General features: G+C 74.4%; 18 protein-coding genes. 9 read left to right on the top strand and 9 right to left on the bottom strand.

Annotated elements, in window-relative coordinates; translation table 11 throughout:
• The 3 genes from ACZDWJ_RS18000 to ACZDWJ_RS18010 form a co-directional block, all read left to right on the top strand.
• The coding region (locus ACZDWJ_RS18000; RefSeq protein ID WP_463523252.1) for a PASTA domain-containing protein at positions 1 to 717 on the top strand (717 nt) is incomplete at its 5' end.
• A 45-nt stretch (positions 718 to 762) separates the two neighbouring features.
• On the top strand, positions 763 to 1,746 hold the full coding sequence (locus ACZDWJ_RS18005; protein ID WP_463523254.1) for a lipase family alpha/beta hydrolase: 984 nt from the start codon (positions 763 to 765) through the stop codon (positions 1,744 to 1,746).
• Positions 1,747 to 1,856: 110 nt separating this feature from the next.
• Positions 1,857 to 3,659: a FlgD immunoglobulin-like domain containing protein gene (locus ACZDWJ_RS18010; protein WP_463523256.1), complete on the top strand. Its 1,803-nt coding sequence runs from the start codon at positions 1,857 to 1,859 to the stop codon at positions 3,657 to 3,659.
• Between the two features lie 317 nt (positions 3,660 to 3,976).
• On the opposite strand, the gene ACZDWJ_RS18015 is transcribed toward ACZDWJ_RS18010, so the two are convergent.
• The gene (locus tag ACZDWJ_RS18015) at positions 3,977 to 5,428 is read right to left on the bottom strand and encodes an MFS transporter (protein WP_463523258.1); all 1,452 of its coding nucleotides are present in this window, start codon (positions 5,426 to 5,428) and stop codon (positions 3,977 to 3,979) included.
• Between the two features lie 129 nt (positions 5,429 to 5,557).
• Between ACZDWJ_RS18015 and ACZDWJ_RS18020 the strand changes: the two genes are divergently transcribed.
• Entirely contained in the window at positions 5,558 to 6,343 is a 786-nt protein-coding gene (locus tag ACZDWJ_RS18020; RefSeq protein ID WP_463523260.1) for a TetR/AcrR family transcriptional regulator C-terminal domain-containing protein, read from the top strand.
• Here the strand turns inward: ACZDWJ_RS18020 and ACZDWJ_RS18025 are convergent.
• Positions 6,316 to 7,224 carry a LysR family transcriptional regulator ArgP gene (locus tag ACZDWJ_RS18025; protein ID WP_463523262.1) on the bottom strand — a complete coding sequence of 303 codons (909 nt, stop codon included), beginning with the start codon at positions 7,222 to 7,224 and terminating at the stop codon, positions 6,316 to 6,318. The two genes, ACZDWJ_RS18020 and ACZDWJ_RS18025, sit on opposite strands and share 28 nt — an antisense overlap.
• Before the next feature lie 91 nt (positions 7,225 to 7,315).
• On the opposite strand from ACZDWJ_RS18025, the gene ACZDWJ_RS18030 reads away from it, so the two are divergent.
• Positions 7,316 to 7,933 carry a LysE/ArgO family amino acid transporter gene (locus tag ACZDWJ_RS18030; RefSeq protein ID WP_463523264.1) on the top strand — a complete coding sequence of 206 codons (618 nt, stop codon included), beginning with the start codon at positions 7,316 to 7,318 and terminating at the stop codon, positions 7,931 to 7,933.
• A gap of 105 nt (positions 7,934 to 8,038) precedes the next feature.
• Here ACZDWJ_RS18030 and ACZDWJ_RS18035 read toward each other — a convergent pair whose 3' ends face one another.
• The 5 genes from ACZDWJ_RS18035 to ACZDWJ_RS18055 form a co-directional block, all read right to left on the bottom strand.
• On the bottom strand, positions 8,039 to 8,473 hold the full coding sequence (locus ACZDWJ_RS18035; protein WP_463523318.1) for a YchJ family protein: 435 nt from the start codon (positions 8,471 to 8,473) through the stop codon (positions 8,039 to 8,041).
• Positions 8,425 to 8,859 carry a hypothetical protein gene (locus tag ACZDWJ_RS18040; RefSeq protein WP_463523266.1) on the bottom strand — a complete coding sequence of 145 codons (435 nt, stop codon included), beginning with the start codon at positions 8,857 to 8,859 and terminating at the stop codon, positions 8,425 to 8,427. Before ACZDWJ_RS18040 ends, ACZDWJ_RS18035 begins: the two co-directional genes overlap by 49 nt.
• An 84-nt stretch (positions 8,860 to 8,943) precedes the next feature.
• Complete coding sequence (locus ACZDWJ_RS18045) at positions 8,944 to 9,825, bottom strand: aldo/keto reductase (RefSeq protein ID WP_463523268.1); 882 nt, start codon at positions 9,823 to 9,825, stop codon at positions 8,944 to 8,946.
• Position 9,826: 1 nt separating this feature from the next.
• On the bottom strand, positions 9,827 to 11,281 hold the full coding sequence (gene gndA / locus ACZDWJ_RS18050; RefSeq protein ID WP_463523270.1) for an NADP-dependent phosphogluconate dehydrogenase: 1,455 nt from the start codon (positions 11,279 to 11,281) through the stop codon (positions 9,827 to 9,829).
• Positions 11,282 to 11,377: 96 nt separating this feature from the next.
• A complete protein-coding gene (locus tag ACZDWJ_RS18055) occupies positions 11,378 to 12,298 on the bottom strand; it encodes a matrixin family metalloprotease (protein WP_463523272.1) in 921 nt (306 codons plus the stop codon).
• Positions 12,299 to 12,543: 245 nt separating this feature from the next.
• Between ACZDWJ_RS18055 and ACZDWJ_RS18060 the strand changes: the two genes are divergently transcribed.
• Positions 12,544 to 13,524 (top strand): hypothetical protein, encoded by a 981-nt coding sequence (locus ACZDWJ_RS18060; protein WP_463523274.1) that lies wholly within the window; start codon positions 12,544 to 12,546, stop codon positions 13,522 to 13,524.
• Positions 13,525 to 13,536: 12 nt separating this feature from the next.
• On the opposite strand, the gene ACZDWJ_RS18065 is transcribed toward ACZDWJ_RS18060, so the two are convergent.
• The gene (locus ACZDWJ_RS18065) at positions 13,537 to 14,094 is read right to left on the bottom strand and encodes a hypothetical protein (protein ID WP_463523276.1); all 558 of its coding nucleotides are present in this window, start codon (positions 14,092 to 14,094) and stop codon (positions 13,537 to 13,539) included.
• A 135-nt stretch (positions 14,095 to 14,229) separates the two neighbouring features.
• On the opposite strand from ACZDWJ_RS18065, the gene ACZDWJ_RS18070 reads away from it, so the two are divergent.
• From ACZDWJ_RS18070 to ACZDWJ_RS18080, 3 genes are all read left to right on the top strand, one after another.
• Positions 14,230 to 15,387, top strand: coding sequence for an LLM class flavin-dependent oxidoreductase (locus tag ACZDWJ_RS18070; protein ID WP_463523278.1), 1,158 nt, complete (start codon positions 14,230 to 14,232; stop codon positions 15,385 to 15,387).
• Positions 15,384 to 16,565 (top strand): methyltransferase domain-containing protein, encoded by a 1,182-nt coding sequence (locus tag ACZDWJ_RS18075; protein WP_463523280.1) that lies wholly within the window; start codon positions 15,384 to 15,386, stop codon positions 16,563 to 16,565. Before ACZDWJ_RS18070 ends, ACZDWJ_RS18075 begins: the two co-directional genes overlap by 4 nt.
• Positions 16,566 to 16,643: 78 nt before the next feature.
• Positions 16,644 to 17,177: a winged helix-turn-helix domain-containing protein gene (locus ACZDWJ_RS18080; RefSeq protein ID WP_463523282.1), complete on the top strand. Its 534-nt coding sequence runs from the start codon at positions 16,644 to 16,646 to the stop codon at positions 17,175 to 17,177.
• 106 nt (positions 17,178 to 17,283) lie between these two features.
• Here the strand turns inward: ACZDWJ_RS18080 and ACZDWJ_RS18085 are convergent, their stop codons facing one another.
• The gene (locus tag ACZDWJ_RS18085) at positions 17,284 to 18,567 is read right to left on the bottom strand and encodes a DUF1501 domain-containing protein (RefSeq protein ID WP_463523284.1); all 1,284 of its coding nucleotides are present in this window, start codon (positions 18,565 to 18,567) and stop codon (positions 17,284 to 17,286) included.
• Positions 18,568 to 18,572 lie beyond the last annotated feature (5 nt).

Here is an 18,572-nt window from a genome sequence, read left to right on the forward strand (position 1 = left end):
GCCGCCGTGGGCGTGCTCGCGGCTGGCGGCCTCACCGCCGTGCTCGGCCTCGACGACCCGTCTGCGCCGCCCGTGGCCGGTGCGGACGACGCCGACGCCCCGCCGCCGGGCACGCGATGGGTCGGCATCGGGCACGTCGCCGTCGCGGTGCCGGTGGGGTGGTCGACGAACGACCTGCGGTGCGGGGTTGCCCAGTCGGACACCGTGGCGGTCGACCAGTTCTGGACGGGCGCGTGCGGGACCTTCCAGCCGGAGAACACCGTCGGCGTCTTCGTCATGCGGCAGTCCAAGGTCTTCGAGCCCTCGCCGTCGACCGGCTTCGTCGACGGCGTGCGGGTCCAGCGTTCTCAGCCGAGGGCGGGAGGCGATCGGAGCTGCGCCGGATCCGTCTACGTGCCGTCGGAAGACGCCCTGTTTCGGGTGCAATCGACCCGCGACTGCGACGCGGTGACCGACATCCTCGACAGCCTGCGCGTGCTGCGCGACCTCGTGGCCGTGCCCGGCTACGCCGACCTGCGGTTGGGCCGCTACGGCCCGAGCTCGGAGTCCTACATGAAGCGCCTCACCGAGGCCGGCTTCGAGGTGCGGGTGACGGCGGGCAGCTCTGCCGACCTCGAGCGCGGCGGCGTCGTCGGGGTCGAGCCGGCCGTCGGGACGATGGCGGCGCCGGGCAGCGTCGTCACGATGACGGTCGACCGCCCCGGCCAGCCCGACTGACCACCCTCGACGTGACTCGGCCCGGTGCCGTTCGTTGAGCGCCACATGAGGTGGCGGAGCGCGGCAGCGGCGATCACGGCGATGCTCGGGATGCTCGGGTTCCTGGCGGCGCCGACGGGCCCCGCGCAGGCCGCCGACACCGGCCCGCGGCTGACGGTCACCGCCGCCCAAGCCGCGCGAGCGCTGTCGTGCACCGGCCCGATCCGCCCGGGTGCGCGTCCGCCGGTGCTGTTCCTGCACGGCACCACCTCGAACCCGAGCGCCGACTGGTCGTGGAACTGGGTGCGCGCGTTCGACGCCCGCGGCTGGGGCCACTGCGAGCTGACGCTGCCCGACTCCGGCAACGGCGACATCCAGGTGGCGGCTGAATACGTCGTCCGCGCGATCCGCACGATGTCGGCCCGCGCGGGGCAGCGCATCGACGTCGTCGGGCACAGCCAGGGCGGGATGATCGTGCGCTGGGCGCTGAGGTTCTGGCCCGACACCCGCGCCGACGTCGACGACGTCGTCGGGCTGGCCTCCTCCAACCACGGCACCGCGGTCTTCGACGCCCAGTGCACGCTGGGCGTCTGCTCGGCGGCGAACTGGCAGCAGCGTCGCGGCTCGGCGTTCCTGAAGGCGCTCAACACCGGCCCCGAGACCTTCCCCGGCATCAGCTACACCCAGATCTCCACGACCTTCGACGAGGTCGTCGTGCCCTCCACCTCGGCGTGGCTGACGGCACCCGCCGGTGACCCGATGGTGCTCAACACCAGCGTCCAGGCGGTGTGCCCGCTGGAGGTCGTCGACCACTTCGGCATGTCCTACAGCAACGGCGCCTGGCTCATCGGCCTCGACGCCCTCACCCACCGCGGCCCGGCGTCCCTCGCCCGGATCTCCCGCGCCACCTGCGCGCGGCTGCTGATGCCGGGCGTCGACCCCGTGACCTTCCCCGTTCACGCCGCGCTCGCCCTGGCGCAGACGGCCCGCTCGAGCCTGGTGACCCCGCAGCTGCAGGCCGAGCCCCCGCTGCGGGCCTACGCCCGCTGAGGGCGGCGTCCGGCCGTTCGGCCGGGATTCGCGCGTTCGGGCCCGCGGCGCACCGCCGCGCCCCTAGGCTTCCCAGGCCCCACCGCCCCGTCGCACCTCTCGGAGACCCCATGCGTCGCGCTCGAGCGCACCTCGTCCTGCTCACCGCCCTCACCACCGGGGCGCTGGTCGCCGGCCCGCTCGCCGTCGCCGGCAGCGCCGCCGACACCTCGACGGCCACCGTCATCTCCGACGTCGCCACCCCGGCCCCCGGACGCCTGACGGCGACGGTCACCACTCCGGCCGCCTACGTGCTCGCGCGCGTCGGCGACGACACCGCCGGCTATGTCGCCGACACGGTGCGGGCCGTGGACCCCGAGATCCGCAGCGTGGACGTCGAGGTCGCCACCTGGGGCGTGGCCAGCACCTCGACCCTCGAGATCGTCACCTGCACGGGCCCGCAGGTCCAGCAGTGCTCCCTGCCGCCCGCTGCCAGCGCCCCGGTCAGCCCCCTCGACGTCGTCCCGGACGTCCTCTGGCCCGAGGCCACGCACGTAGGCGCCGACAGCGACCCCTACGTCGTGACCGTCTCCGACCCCGACGGCGGCGGCCGGCTGATCGCCAGCTGGACGGGCGCCACCTGGGCCGCCCAGGACTCCCGCTCCGAGCTCGACCGCTCCGGTGCGACGACCCTCGCGCTCCCCGACGGGTTCCTGACGCTGCGCCTCCTGCGCTGTGCGTCCCAGCGGGAGATCTGTCGCTCCGTCGACCTCCCGGCGCGCCAGGTCGTGGTGCAGCGCGACACCAGGGGCACGGTGAGCGTCGACCCGGCTCTCATCGGCGCCTCCGCGCCGACTACCGCGCTAGACCTGCAGGTGCCTGCAAGTCGCAGCATCGACCTCGACCTCCAGGTCGTCGACCGCGCCACCGGGGCGGCCCTCGACCCCGCGCGGCCGCTCTCCTACACGGGCGTCGCCTCCGACGCCGAGGGCGCCGCGCACGTCGCCGCCGACCTCAGCGGCCTGCCCACCGGGCAGTACGCGATCACCGGCACGCTCTCCTACGACGAGCCCGTCCTCGGCCGGCAGACCGGCACCGTCACCTCGCCCCAGGGCTTCGAGGTGGACGCCGACGGCCCCCGCGTGATCACCCACCGGCTCAACTCCACCGCGCTCTACCCCGCCCCCGACCGCTATCGGGACTCGGTGACCCTCACCACGACGGTGCGCGAGGCCCAGCGGTTCCAGGCGCGCTACGAGGTGCGTGACGCGTCCGGTCGCGTCGTGCGCACCGCCACCACGCCGCCGCAGTCCGACCGCTCCACGTTCACGTGGACCGGACGCGTGGGCCGCGGCTTCGTGCGCGCGGGCCGCTACACCATCCGCACCACGCTCACCGACGCCCTGGGCAACGTCACCGTGGCCCCCAGCGTGTCGGTCAGCGTGTCCGCCAAGCGGCTGCGGGCGCGCACCTTCGTCAGGACCGTCACGCCGAAGAGCGCGATGTACGACGCCTTCGTCGGCCGCTGCTCGAGCCTGCGCTCGCCGGCCAGCCGGGGCTGGGCCGGCTCGCAGGAGCTGGCGACGGCGACGAAGTGCAACACCAGCGTCGAGAAGACCCTGGTGAGCACCGCCTACTCGCTGCGCGTGCCGAAGGCCTACCGGTACGGGACGCTGTCGGTGAGCCTCTACAGCGGTGCCTCGAAGGGCTTCTCCGGCAGCCGCGCCTACATCACCTACGACCACCGTGAGGACGGCTGGAGCGACGACAAGCTCATCGCCTCGGCCATCGGCACGCACCGCGGCGCCATCGTCAAGGGCCCCGGCTACGTCTACCCGAACAGCAGCATCGCCTGGGGCCTCTACACCGCGGCGGGCGCGCACTACGACGTCAAGAGCTTCACGGTGCGGCTGGGCTACATCGTCCTGGAGTGAGGCTCGGCCGCGGAGCGGACCGCCGGCCGGCGGGTTCCGCGGCAGGACCGCCGTCAGCACCAGGAGCGGAAGCCACAGGCAGGCGGCCATGGTGACCAGCGAGCGGGTGGAGTCCTCGGGGCCGAACAGCGGCGTCGCGAGGCAGCCCGATCCCAGGGAGACGACGACGACCGCCACCAGCCGCACGGGCAGCCACCAGCCGCGTCCCCTCCACGACTCGGGGGTGAGCAGCACCCAGCCGGTGGTCAGGACCGTGAGGCCGACGCAGACGTGCTCGAGGGTCATGACGGCGCACGCCAGCAACGGCGCCGACGTCCTCAGTCCTCGGTGGTGCGGGAGTTGGTGAGGCTGCGCACGCCGATGGTCGCGATCACCGCGACGAGGCCGGCGAGCACCGCGAAGGCCAGGCGCTGGCTGCGGACGAACTCCGCGGCCACCGCCTCGGACCAGCGTCCCAGCGGCAGGGAGGTGCCGACGACGGCCGCCGTCAGGGTGCCCACGACGGCGACGCCGAGGGAGTTGCCGAGCTCCTGGGCGGTGTCGTTGAGCGCGGAGCCGAGCGAGGTGTGGTCCTCGGGCAGCGACTCCACGAGCGCCACGGCGCAGGTGGTCATCGTCATCCGCATGCCGACGGCCAGCAGGAGCAGGCCGGGCGCGACACCGGCGTAGCTCGACATCGAGACGATCAGCAGCGTCAGGGAGGCCAGGACGAAGCCCGTGCCGACGGCGGCGGTGCGGCGGTGTCCGGCGCGCTCGACGAGCGCGTCGGTGAGCGGGGAGCCGAGGAACATGCCGGCCACCAGCGGCAGCGTCGCGAACCCGGCGCGCACCGGCGACCAGCCCCACACGAACTGGAAGAGCTGGGTGCTGGCGAACATGACGCCGACCATCGCGACCATCACCGAGGTCTGCAGCAGTGCGCTGCCACGCACGGTCGGACGGGCCAGCAGCGCGAGGTCGAGCATGGGGACGGCCGCGGTGCGCTCGCGCTGCACGAAGCCGACGGCGCCGAGCACGGCGACGGCGGCCGCCAGCAGCGTCGGCCAGGCGGTCCAGCCGGTCTCGACCCCGGCGGTGAGGGCGAGCAGGAGGCCGGCGATCGCGGTCACCGAGAGGGCGGCGCCGGCGAGGTCGGGGACGCCGGGGCGCAGGTCGTCGGGCCGGTCGGGGGCGATGCCGCGGCGCACGCCCCAGAAGGCCAGGGCGGCGATGGGGGCGTTGGCCACCAGCAGCGTCTGCCAGGGGAGGTGCTCGACGGCGAGCCCGCCGAGCACCGGCCCGAGCGCGAATCCGGCCATGGCGACGGTGATGATCAGGCCGATCGCGCGACGCCGCAGGGCCTCGTCGTCGAAGAGCCGGAAGAGCAGCGACATGGTGCCGGGTGCGATCAGGGCGGCGAACGCGCCGCACAGGGCGCGCACGGCGATGACCTGCCAGGCCTCGGTGGCCACGAGCACCAGCAGCGAGCTGGTGCCGAAGCCGGCCAGGCCCCACAGCAGCGCGCGGCGGCGGCCGAGGGTGTCGCCGAGGGTGCCGCCCACCAGCAGCAGGCCGCCGAAGGTGAGGGAGTAGGCGCCGACGATCCACTGCAGGCCGGTGGGGCCGAGGTCGAGGTCGCGGCCGATGGTGGGCAGCGCGACGTTGAGGACCGAGTTGTCGACCATCTCCACCAGCATCGTCAGGCACAGGGCGAGCAGGGCGGGCGCGGCGGCCCACAGGCTCGCCGGCCGGGTGCGGACGTCGGACGACGTCGGGGCGGTGGGCGTCATGGGCTCCTCCTCGGGACGTGGCGGTGTCGAACGATGTTCGACTCGAACTGTGTTCGAGAATAGAACAACGTTCGAGAATGTCAACCGGCCGCACGCGGAGGCACCCGTCGGCGCGGGTAGGGTCCAGGCATGCCCGCCCGCTCCGCGTCGTCCTCGTCCCGCTCCCGCGGCCGCGGCCGCGCGAGCCACTCGCGCGAGGAGATCCTGCGCACCACGATCGCGATCCTCGATCGCGACGGCGCCCGCGGCCTGACGCTGCGCGGCCTGGCCGGTGAGCTCGGCGGCGGCCTCGGCAGCGTCTACTGGTACGTCCGCGGCAAGGACGAGCTGCTCGCCCTGGTCTGCGACGACCTCATCGGCGAGGCGATGGCGGTGGTCGAGGCCGAGGAGGCCGACGGGCTCCACGCCGCCTCGCGCCTCGTGCCGGAGGTGCGCGCGCTCGCCGACACCGACGACGCCGCCGTCCTCGAGCCGCTCTCGCTGCTGCGTCGCCAGGCGCTCGCGCTGTTCGAGCAGACCCAGGCCCACCCCTGGCTGGCCCACCAGATGCACGTCATGGGCGCCGACGGCGCGCACGCGCTGCGCTTCTGGGACCGCCTCGGCGGACGCCTCGCGCTGCTGGGCCTCAGCGTCCGCGAGCAGTTCCACGGCAGCACCGCGATCATCGGCTACGTCACCGGCGTCGCCGCGGAGATGATGGCCCAGGACCTCCATGCCGACCCCGCGCGCAGCAAGGAGGAGCAGCTCGACGAGATCGCCGCCGGCTGGCTGGCCGTCGGTGCCGAGGAGCTGCCGTGGATCCACAGCATCGCCGAGGAGTTCCGCCGCCACGACGACGCCGACCAGTTCGTCGCCGGCCTCGACCTCCTGCTCGGCGGGCTCGTGCGTCAGGCGCTCGCGCGCCGTCGCGGCTGACGCAGTCCCGCCGCTGCGGCGTCGAGCACCGCGTCGGTCAGCGCCTCGAGCGCGGGGGAGCGCAGTCGCCAGCGCTGCCAGTGCAGGGCGACGTCGAGCGGACCCGCGCCCGGCAGACGGGTCAGACGCTCGCTCGCGTCCCGTTCCTGGGAGTCCGGCACCAGGCCCCAGCCGAGGCCGGCGCAGATCGCCTCCAGGAAGTCGGCGGTGCTCGGCACGCGGTGGACCACCGGTGGACGCGGGCTGGCCCGCTGCTCCAGGAGGCGGTCCTGGAGGCCGTCGAGCTCGTTGAACACGACCATCGGCATAGCGTCCCAGGCGACGCCACGCCCGCGCCGGTGACGCTCGAGCAGGGCGGGTGCCGCGACCGCGTGATAGCGCTGGACGCCCAGCGGCTGCACGGTGCAGCCCTGCACGGGGGTCGGGTCGGTGGTGACCGCGGCGAGCGCGTCGCCGCGCCGGAGCAGCTCGTGGGAGCGGGACTCGTCCTCGACGTGCAGGCGCAGGGCTACGCCGTCGGCCGGCTCGAGACTCGCGACCGCCGCGAGCACCGGGCGGAACCAGGTGGCCAGGGAGTCGGCGTTGACGCTCACGCTGAGCTCGGTGGCGCCGTGCTCGCCGTCGCCACCGGCCAGCGCGAGCTCGGCCTCGTCGGCGAGCAGGCGCAGCTGGCGTCCGAGCCGCACCAGGGGAGCGGCGGCGTCGGTGGGGCTCGCCGGCAGCGTGCGGCGCACCAGTACCTGGCCCGCGGCCGTCTCGAGCGCCCGGATGCGCTGGCTCACGGCGCTCGGGGTCAGGTGCAGGCGGCGCGCGGCGGCGTCGAAGGAGCCCTCCTCGGCGATGGCCACCAGCGTCTCGAGGTGGCTGGGGTCGAAGCGCATGCGACCCATCATGACCGACTTCAGCAGTGCTTCAGATGCATCAGGAACATTCGCTGGCCTGCATCCATCCCGAGCCCCTAGGTTCGGGCCCGTGCTCGCTGCCCTCCTCGCCGGTCTGCTCACCGGCGGCTCGCTCATCGTCGCCATCGGCGCTCAGAACGCCTACGTGCTGCGGCAGGGCGTGCTGCGTCAGCACATCGGCGCCGTCGTCGCGGTGTGCATCGTCTCCGACGCGGTCCTGATCCTCGCCGGCGTCGCCGGGATCGGCGCGATCGTGCAGCACGCCGGCTGGCTCATCGACGTCGTCACCTGGCTCGGCGTCGCCTTCCTGCTCTGGTACGCCGCCTCCTCGCTGCGCCGCGCGATGCGACCCGAGGCCCTCGAGGCGGCCACGGCGGACGGCGCGGCGTCGGTGCGCGGCGTCGTCGGCCGGGCCGTCGCGCTGACCTGGCTCAACCCCCACGTGTACCTCGACACCGTGCTGCTGATCGGCTCCATCGCCGCCACCCACCGCGAGGACGCCGGTGGTGCGGGCGCGTGGTGGTTCGGCCTCGGGGCGGCGCTGGCGAGCGTGGTGTGGTTCAGCGGCCTGGGGTTCGGCGCCCGGCTGCTCGCGCCGGTGCTCGCGCGTCCGCGCTCCTGGCAGGTGCTGGAGCTGGTGATCGCGGCGACGATGGTGGTCATCGCGGTGCGGCTGGCGCTCGGCTAGGCGTCCTGCGCCTGACCTGGCACGCGACTTGTCTGCTTGGCACGCGACATCTCGCGTGCCAAGCAGACAACTACCCGGTCAGCCGGGTAATTGACCGGCTGTCCCTCACCCCGTCACCCCGTCGACGTACACCCACCGCCCGGCCCGGCGGACGAACGAGGACCGCTCGACGAGGGCGCCGGTGCGGCCGTCGGGGGTGCGCCAGCGGGCGGTGAAGGCGACCTCGCCGTCCTCGTCGTCGGGGCCGCCGGCGACGACGTCGTCGATCGTGAGGCCGGTCCAGCGTGAGCCGTCGTCGAGGTCGAGCTCGTCGGGGCGGGTGCGGGGGTGCCAGGTGCGCAGCAGGGAGCCGGCCTCGCCGCGGGCGAAGGCGGCGTACCGCGAGCGCATGAGTTCCTCGGCGGTGGCCGCGGTGGCGGCGCCGCGGTGCAGACGTCCGCAGCAGGCGTCGTAGGGGTGGCCGGTGCCGCAGGGGCAGTCGGCTCGCAGGCTCAGAGCCAGACGCGACGCTGGCCGGGCGCCGCGCGCAGCTGTCCCCAGCTGAGTCCGCCGCCGCCGTCGCTGCGACGCCGCCGGTAGGGCAGCGCCAGCACGAGCGCCGGCGCCGCGGGGTCGCGGTGCTCGAGGAGCACCTGGATCGCGTCGCGTCCGTCGAGGTCGGAGTCGAAGGCGATCGCGACGGCGTGCAGCGCCTCGATCTGCGCGACCTCGGCGCAGTAGGCGGCCAGCACCTCCTCGCCGGACTCGGCGTCGCCGATCTCGACGGTGCGACGGGTGACCCGGCCGTCGTCGTCGGCCACGAGGCTGATCGGCCCGAGCACGCCCTCGACGCGCAGCTGCTCCTTCGCGGCGGCGAGCACCTGGTCGAGCAGCTCGTCGAGCTCGTCGGCCACCTGCGGGGAGACGGCGTCGCGCCAGGTCGTCATGGGAACACCCTCCCATGAGGACGACGACGCCCGCTCACCCGGGACGGCCGGGGGAGCGGGCGCCGGGCTCGCGGGGGCGGCGGATCAGCCCAGGGCCTCCAGAGCCGCGATCTCCTCGGTGGTGAGGCTCAGCGACGCGGCGGCCACGTTGTCCTCCAGGTGCGCGACGCTGGAGGTGCCGGGGATCGGCAGCATCACCGGCGAGCGGTGCAGCAGCCAGGCCAGCGCCAGCTGGGACGGCGAGGCGTCGTGGTCACGAGCGGCCTGGGCCAGGACGCCGTCGCTCTTGGACAGCTCGCCGGTGGCCAGCGGGAACCACGGGATGAAGCCGATGCCCTCGGCCTCGCAGTAGTCCAGGAGCGGCTCGGCGTCGCGCTTGGCGAGGTTGAAGAGGTTCTGCACCGTGGCGATCTCGGCGATCTCGCGCGCCGCCCTCGTCTCCTCGACGCTGACCTCGGAGAGCCCGATGTGGGCGATCTTGCCCTCGTCCTGGAGCTCCTTGAGGGTGCCGACCTGGTCGGCCAGCGGCACGTCGGGGTCGATGCGGTGCAGCTGGAACAGCGGGATCTGCTCCAGGCCGAGCCGACGCAGCGACAGCTCGCACTGCTGGCGCAGGTAGGAGGGGCGACCGACCGGGATCCACTGCCCGGGGCCGGTGCGCGTCAGCCCGGCCTTGGTGGCGATCACGACGTCCTCGGCGTAGGGGTGCAGCGCCTCGCGCAACAGCTCCTCGGCGACGGTGGGGCCGTAGGAGTCGGCGGTGTCGAAGAAGGTGACGCCGAGCTCGACGCTGCGGCGCAGCACGCGGATCGCCTCGTCGTGATCGCGCGGCGGGCCCCACACGCCCTCGCCGGTGAGCTGCATCGTGCCGTAGCCCAGGCGGACCACCGGCAGGCTGCCGGCGATGGAGAAGGTGCCCGAGGGCGCTGCGCTGAGGTCGGTGCTGTCGGCGTCGGTGGCGGTCATGTCACATCTCCTGCTCGGAGCGGTCGCCCGCCCAGTCGGTGTGGAAGGTGCCGGGCTTGTCGACCCGCTGGTAGGTGTGGGCGCCGAAGTCGTCGCGCAGCGCCTGGATCAGCGCCGCCGGGAGCCGGTCGCGGCGCAGCCCGTCGACGTAGGACAGCGAGGAGGCGAAGGCCGGCGTCGGCACGCCCGCGGTGGCGGCTAGGGCGACCACGCGGCGCCAGGCGTCGAGCCCGTCGCGGACGACGTCGGCGAACCACGGCGCCACCAGCAGCGAGGCGGGGGTCTCCTCGGCGTAGGCCTCGCGGATGCGGTCGAGGAAGCGGGCGCGGATGATGCAGCCGCCCCGCCAGATCGTGGCCAGCTGGCCGGGGTCGATGTCCCAGTCGTGCTCGGCGGAGCCGGCGAGCACCTCGTCGAAGCCCTGCGCGTACGCCACGACCTTCGAGGCCAGTAGGGCGGCGCGGACGTCGTCGACGAAGGTGTCGGGCACCTGCGCGGAGGCGACGTCGGAGCCGAAGGCCTCCCGGACGGCCGCGCGCTGGTCGGTGTGGCCCGAGAGCGAGCGGGCGAAGGTGGCCTCCGCGATGCCGGTGACCGGGACGCCGAGGTCGAGCGCGATCTGCACCGTCCAGCGTCCGGTGCCCTTCTGCTCGGCGGCGTCGGCGACGACGTCGACGAAGGGGGAGCCCGTGGCGGCGTCGGTGTGACGCAGCACGTCGGCGGTCATCTCGATGAGGAAGGACTCCAGCTCGCCCTCGTTCCACTCCCCGAACACGTCGGCGATCGCCGACGGCTCGAGCCCGCCGAGGGTGCGCAGCAGGTCGTAGGCCTCCGCGATGAGCTGCATGTCGGCGTACTCGATGCCGTTGTGCACCATCTTCACGAAGTGACCGGCGCCGTCGGGGCCGACGTGGGCGGCGCAGGGCGTGCCGTCGACCTGCGCGGCGATCGACTCCACGACCGGGCCGAGGTTGGCGTAGGCGTGCTCGGAGCCGCCGACCATGATCGAGGGCCCGTTCAGCGCGCCCTCCTCGCCGCCGGAGACGCCCATGCCGACGAAGTGCAGGCCGCGCTCGGAGAGCGCCTGCTCGCGCCGGATGGTGTCGGCCATGTGGGCGTTGCCGGCGTCGACGACGACGTCGCCCTCGTCGAGCAGCGGCGCGAGCTCCTCGATGACGGCGTCGGTGCCCTCGCCGGCCTTGACCATGACGATGATCGTGCGCGGCTGCTCGATCGCGGCGACGAGGTCCTCGAGCGTCTCGCAGCCGATGAGCTCGCCGCCGGACGCCTTCGCGTTCTCGCCGTGCTCCTCGACCAGGCTGGTCATCTTGGCGGTGGTGCGGTTGTGCACCGCGATCGTGTGGCCGTGACCGGCGATGTTGCGGGCCAGGTTGCGGCCCATGACGGCCAGGCCGGTGAGGCCGATGGTGGCGCGGGGGGTGGCGGAGTCGCTCATGCCTCCACCCAACCCAGCGCGGGGGGCGGGCGTTCCACCCGCGCGGGTGGACGTCGGATCGGATCGGCCCGGACGCCTGCCTGCGCCCCCGACGAGTCAGCCGCAGGGGACCTTCCCGAGGATCGCCAGCCCGGCGCGATCGCCCGGCCCGAAGCCGCGCTGGCCCGCGTAGGTGGCGTTCATCAGCTCGCGCGGGTCGTCGACGTGGTCGAGCCCGACGACGTGGCCCAGCTCGTGGGTGAGGACGCCCAGCATCTGCGTGCGGCCGTCGCGCTGCAGGGCCATGCGGGCGTAGGCGTCCTGGTCGAGCACGACGCTGCCGGTCTGGAAGTGGACCCGGCCCAGCGCGGTCGGCTCCCCGGGCGTGCTGCCGGCGACGTCGCCCTCGAGACCGGTGATCTCGCTGGCCGGCGCCCAGCCGATGAGGATCGGCAGCGGACGCTGCAGCAGGGCGGTGCGACGGCGGAAGAAGTCGCGGGCGTCGGTGGTGCCGTCGTCCTCGAACCGCAGGCCCGTGGCCGCCTCGACCGACGCGATGCTCTCGCGCACCAGGCTGCGCCACTGGGGCGGGGCGCCCTGCGGGTTCACCTGGTAGCGCACGGGCCGGCAGGGGTCGTAGCCCACGGGCCTGCCGCCCTGCTCGACCAGGAAGGCGTATGAGCCGCCCCGCGGGGCGTCCGGCGCGGTGCCGAGGCGATCGGGCCCCAGACCGAGGAGCCGGCGGGCGGCGTCCATCTCGGCCCCGGGAGCGAAGGCCACCATGCTCGCCACGACCGCGAGGGCCAGCGCCAGGGGGAGGAGTGCTCCCTGGTGGCGACGGCGTCCACCGGCGCGGCCGGCACCGGCCGTGCGGGCGCGGCGCTCCCGGCGCTCCCGTCGCCGCGGTGCCCGGGCCCGTCCCGACGGAGGCGGCCAGGCGCCGAGGCCCTCGCGGCGGTCGAGGTCGTCGAGCTCGCGCATCGCGCGCTCGAGCTCGCGGGCGCGCCGCGCGCGCTCACGCGGCGTGGGCTCCTGCATCCGACCTCCCGAGGCTCGAGGGGCGATCCTCACATGCCGCGCCGACATCCGGAGGCGGTTCGCCCGGTGTTCATCGAGGGTCGGATGCGCCGGCAGGTCCAGACCATCGACCGACGTTCGGTGAGAGCCCCCTCATGCCGCCCCGGGCATGCGGTGTCCTGCGTCACCCTGAGTGAGCGACGGCCCGTGGTCGTCGCCCGGGCCGCCGGGAGGGCGGACCGGCCAGGGGAGGGAGACCCATGTCCATGAGCACCACGTGCAGCCGCACGGTCCGCACCGTCCGACGCAGCCACCGCCGCCGTCTGGCCGCCCTGGCCGGTCTGGCCGTCGTCGGCGCGCTCGCCACGCCCGTGCCGACCGCGATGGCCGCCGGCGGCGACAGCGACCACGACGGGCTGAGCAACGCCTACGAGCGCGGCCACCGCCTCGACCCGCGCGACGAGGACACCGACAACGACGGCATGGACGACGGCGACGAGGTGCGCGACGGCCGGCGCAGCACCGACCCGCGCCGGGCCGACACCGACCGCGACGGCGTCCGCGACGGTGACGAGGACGCCGACCACGACGGCATCGACAACGAGGACGAGGACGACGCCCTCGAGACCTGCGTGAACGACGACGACGATCGCGACGGCGACCACGTCGACGACGAGGACGAGAACGACGTCGGCACGCGGGCCGGCAACCCCGACTCCGACGGCGACGGCGTGCCCGACGGCGAGGAGGTCGCGCCCGGCGACGACGTCGCCAACGAGGACCTCGACGACGCCGCGGACGACCGGTGCGTGCGCGACCGCGACGGCGACGGCGAGGACGACGAGGACCACGGCGACTACCTCGGCACCATCGCCTCCTTCGACCAGACGACCGGCGTGCTTGCGGTGACCACGGAGTCGACGACGCTCACCTACGTGATCGACGCCGACACCGAGATCGGGTTCGAGGGCGCGGACGACCACGTGCGGGAGCACGGCGGACCCGGGGGCGGCGGCCACGGCGGCGGCTCCGAGGACCGTCGCGCGGCCCGCGGCGTCGTCACCGGCGGGGACCACGGCGGCGAGGGCGGGGACCACGGCGGCCACGGCGGGGAGGGCCGCGACGGCTCGGAGGAGTCCGAGGGCAGCGTCGCGGACCTGGTGCCGGGCGCGGTCGTCGCGGAGGTCAAGGTCGGCCGCGACGGCTCGGTGCGCGAGGTCGAGCTCTACGCGAGCAGCCCGGCCTGAGGCCCCCGCCGCTCAGCGCTTGATGCGCAGCGTGCCAGCGGTGCCGTCGGTGAAGTCGAACCCGGCGGTGCCGCTGCGCGACTGGTAGGAGGAGACCCCGGCCAGGTGCACCGACGTGGCCGTGGCGGTGGCCACGCAGGAGGTCGGCACGCTCACGACGTAGGTGTTGTTCGAGCGTGAGCCGCGGGCCCCGCTGCAGGAGCGGACCTTGCCGTTGATCGCGACGATGACCTTCTTCGACGGCAGGATCAGCTGCACCGAGCGGTTGCCCGAGCCGCTGAGCACGAAGCCCACGGAGTAGACCGAGCGGGAGGACGCCGCGCCCCCGGCCGTGCGGACGGTGGCGGTGATGCGGGTGCCGGCGCCCTGCAGCTCGCCCTTGAGGCTGGTGAGGTCGATCGAGGCCTTCTGCGCGGCGCTGAGCGTGCGCTGGACCTGGACGTCGCCGCGGGGGTCGGTGTCGGTGACGGTGGAGGCGCTCGTCGCGGCCTGGGCGACGACGGCCGGGGCCAGCACGAGGCCGGCGGTGACGAGGGCGGCCGCGGTGCGGCGCAGCGGAGCGAGGGACATGGGTGTTCTCCCGAGTGAAGGACGGCGGATCGACGTGACCCGAGGATCGTGACACGGCGCGCCGACATCCACGACCGAGATCCCCGTGCGACCGCCGTCGTGCGTGCTGTCGGCGCCGGCTGGCACCCTGGAGCCATGAGCACGCCCGCCGACCCCGCGATCCCCGCATCGACTCCTGGATCCACTCCTGGATCGACTCCTGCGCCGACTCCGGGGGCGAGTCCCGCGTCCGCCCTCGAGCTCGGCCTCGACACCTTCGGCGACGTCACGCTCGACGACGCCGGCGAGCGGCGTCATCCGGCCGAGGTGATCCGCGAGGTCGTCGAGCAGGGCGTGCTGGCCGAGCGCAGCGGCGTCGACGTGTTCAACATCGGCGAGCACCACCGCGACGACTACGCCGTCTCCTCCCCGGAGATCGTGCTGGCGGCCATCGCCGCGCGCACCGAGCGCATCCGGCTCGGCACGGCCGTCACGGTGCTCAGCTCCGACGACCCCGTCCGCGTCTACGAGAAGACCGCCACCCTCGACGCCGTCTCCGGGGGCCGCGCCGAGGTCACTCTGGGGCGCGGCTCCTTCACCGAGTCCTTCCCGCTGTTCGGCTTCGCCCTCGACGACTACGAGGTGCTGTTCTCCGAGAAGCTCGACCTCTTCGCGCGGCTGCGCGGCGAGGGCCCGATCTCCTGGGAGGGCACGGTGCGGCGACCGCTCGTCGAGGCGCAGGTCCACCCCAAGACCCAGCGCGGCACGGTCACGGCGTGGGTGGGCGTCGGCGGCTCCCCGGAGTCGGTCGTGCGGGCCGCGCACTACCGGTTCCCGCTGATGCTGGCCGTCATCGGCGGCGACCCCGCGCGCTTCGTCCCCTACGTCGACCTCTACCACCGCGCGCTGCGCGAGTTCGAGGCGCCGGCGCTGCCGATCGGCGTCCACGCCCCGGGGTTCGTCGCCGACACCGACGCCGAGGCCCGCGACCTGCTCTTCCCGCACTTCAAGGCCAACCGCGACCGCATCGGCCGCGAGCGCGGCTGGGGCCCGGCCACCCGCGAGCAGTTCGAGGCCGAGGCCGAGCACGGCGCGGTCTTCGTCGGCTCGCCCGAGACGGTCGCGCGGCGCATCGCCGACACCGTGCGCACCCTCGGGCTCTCGCGCTTCGACCTGAAGTACTCCAACGGCCCCATGCCGCACGCGCAGCTGTGCCGGGCCATCGAGCTCTACGGCCGCGAGGTCGCGCCGCGCGTGCGGGCCCTGCTCGCCGAGGAGCCGGCCACGGTCGGATCCGCCGCACCGGGCGCGTGAGCGCGTCGGGGGAGGTCCTCGCCTGCCACCACTTCGACGCCGGACGCTGCCGCTCCTGCAGCTGGCTGGGGACGCCGCTCGAGGTCCAGGTCGAGCGGCTCGAGCGCGAGGTGCGCGCGGCGCTGGCCGCGGTGCCGGGCGTGGACGCCGTCGTCTGGGAGCCCACCGCGTCCGGGCCGGCCGCGGGGTTCCGCAACAAGGCCAAGATGGTCGTCGCCGGCAGCGTCGACCACCCGACGCTGGGCATCCTCGACCCCGCCCAGCGCGGCGTCGACCTGCGCGACTGCGGGCTGCACGAGCCCGGGCTGCGCGACGCGCTCCCGGTGCTCGCCGAGCTCGTCACGCGAGCCCGCCTCACGCCCTACGACGTGCCGGCGCGGCGCGGCGAGCTCAAGCACCTGATCGTCACCGTCAGCCCCGACGCGCGCCTGATGGTGCGCCTCGTGCTGCGCTCCACCGAGGCGGTGCCCCGGGTGCGCGCCCAGCTGGGCTGGCTCGGCGAGCGGCTGCCGGTCGACGTCGTCTCGGTCAACCTCCAGCCCGAGCACAAGGCGGTGCTCGAGGGGCCGGAGGAGATCGTGCTCACCGAGCGCTCCGACCTGCCGATGCGGCTGACCACCCGCGCGGGCGAGCGCACGCTGCACCTGCGTCCGCAGAGCTTCTTCCAGACCAACACCGCCGTCGCCGGCGAGCTCTACGCCACCGCGGCCGGCTGGACCCGCGCCGGCGACCCGCGCACCGTCGTCGACCTCTACTGCGGCGTCGGCGGCTTCGCGCTGCATCTCGCTGATCCCGGCGCTGGCCCCGGCCGCCGGGTGCACGGCGTCGAGATCTCCGCCGAGGCGGTGCGCAGCGCGCGGCGCAGCGTCGTGGAGGCCGGGCTCGATCCCGCTCTGGTCACCTTCGACGCGGGCGACGCCGTCGTCGAGCCGTGGGAGGTCGCTCGGCCCGACCTCGTCGTCGTCAATCCGCCGCGGCGCGGACTGGGCGAGCAGCTGTGCGCCCGTCTGGAGGCCGAGGCGTCGCCGACGGTGCTCTACTCCAGCTGCAGTCCGGCCAGCCTGGCCCGCGACCTGCTGGCCCTGCCGTCCTACCGGCCGGTGCGGGCCCGGGTCTTCGACATGTTCCCGCAGACCGCCCATGCCGAGGTGCTCGTGCTCCTGGAGTGGCGCGGCTGAGCCTGGATCCCCGCCGTGCGCCCGCTCGGCGGGGGGAGCGGTTCGTCGTCCGCGGCCTGGGCCGGTTAGCCTCCTCGCGTGAGCGGCGGAGACTACTGCGAGCTGTGCGATCTGCCCTTGAGCACCTGCGTGCACGGCATGCCCAAGCCGCCGCCGGAGCCCGAGCGGCCGGCGGCGACGCGCACCCGCACCCCGCGGGTCTCGACCCCGAAGGCCAGCTCGGTGACGCGCTCGCGCACCCCCGCGGCGGCCGCGGCGCCCAAGCCGCGTCTGCGCACCCACCAGGACGACTTCAAGCCGTGGATCCTCGGCGCGCTGCAGGACGTCGGCGGCGAGCAGGAGGCCGAGCTGGTGATCGGCCTGGTCGAGGAGCGGATGGCCCACCTGCTGCTGCCCGGCGATCGTGAGCTCGGCCCGCAGGGCGAGCCGCGCTGGCGCACCGCGCTGCGGTGGGCGCGCAAGGAGCTGGCCGACGAGAACCTGCTCACCGCGCCGCGTCCCGGCGTCTGGGCCCTCACCGACCTCGGTCGCTCGGTGCCCACCGAGCTGGTGGCGCGGCCGGCCGAGGTCGACGCCGAGGCGTCCGACGGGGCGGATCAGCCCGACGCCTGACGTCGTCGGGGCCGCACTTGGCACGCGAATCGTCTGGTTGGCACGCTACATCTCGCGTGCCAACCAGACGATCACCCGGTCAGCCGGGTAGTTGACTGGCCGCCGGCTACAGCCGCGACATGACGCCCACCGACTCCGGGGCGAACCCGGGGAAGACGGCGGCGGTGGAGGCGGTGGTGCGGGTGGCGACGACCTCGGCCAGCACCGAGCGGTAGTCGGTGGTGACGGTGAGGTCGGCGTCGAGGCTGTTGGTCAGGCCCGGCCAGGAGCCGTAGTACCTCCCGCCCTTGACGCCGGCTCCGGCGAGGAACATGACGTTGCCCCAGCCGTGGTCGACGCCGAGGTTGGCGTTCTCGGCGACGCGGCGGCCGAACTCGGAGATCGTCACGAGGGTGACGCGGTCGCCGAGGGCGCCCAGGTCGGCGAAGAAGCCGGCGACGGCGGTGGCGAACTCGGCGGCGTTGGTGCGCAGCCGGCCGGAGGTCAGCGTGCCGAGGTCGGTGTGCATGTCCCAGTCGCCGTGGTCGACGGTGACCACCGAGACGTTGACACCGGCCTTGATGGTGCGCGCGACGGTGGACAGCGCCTTGCCGAGGTCGCCGGTGCCGTAGCCGGCGGTGGTGGCCGGCTGGGCGAGGGCCGCGGACAGCGGCGCGGTGGTGGCCAGGGCGGCGCGCATGCCGTCGGCCATCGCGCCGCTCTGGGCGCCCCAGATGGTGTCGAGCGAGGTGCGGCGGGCGCCGGTGCGATAGGCGGCCTCGGCGCCGAGGGTGCTCTCGAGGTTCGGCATGGCGAAGGACGACGCCGGGCCGGCCAGCGAGGTCGGGGAGATCGAGCCGATCGCGATGGCCTCGAGGGGATCGGAGCCGGCGTCGGACCCGACGAGGCGGTTGAGCCAGCCCACGCGGGCGCTGGAGCCGGGGTCGGCGTCCTCGACGGCCTCCATGGCGGCGAAGTGGCTGCGGTTGGCCACCGGGAGACCGGTGGCGTGGACGGCGGCCATCTTGCCGGCGCCCCACAGCGGCATGAGCGGGGCCAGCGAGGGGTGCAGGCCGAAGAACGGGTCGGTGGCCAGCAGGCTCGCCTTCGGGATCGCCGTCTTCGGACGGGCTGCGTAGTAGGCGGGGTCGCCGTGGGGCACCACGAGGGAGAGACCGTCGGCCGCGCCGCGCATGGAGAGCACGACGACGACCGGCGAGGTGGAGGTGGCCGCCGAGGCGGAGCCGGCCATCGTGATGACGCTGGAGCCGACCATGACGGTCGAGCCGAGCAGGGCGGCGCCCTGGAGGAAGCCGCGACGGCTGGAGGCCAGGGCGGTCATCTCGGCGCAGCAGGCGTCGGGGGTGGCGACCCGGGCGGGGGCGGAGGGACGGGACAGGAGGGGGCTCATCGCAG

Source organism: Nocardioides sp. B129/18, assembly GCF_055282735.1.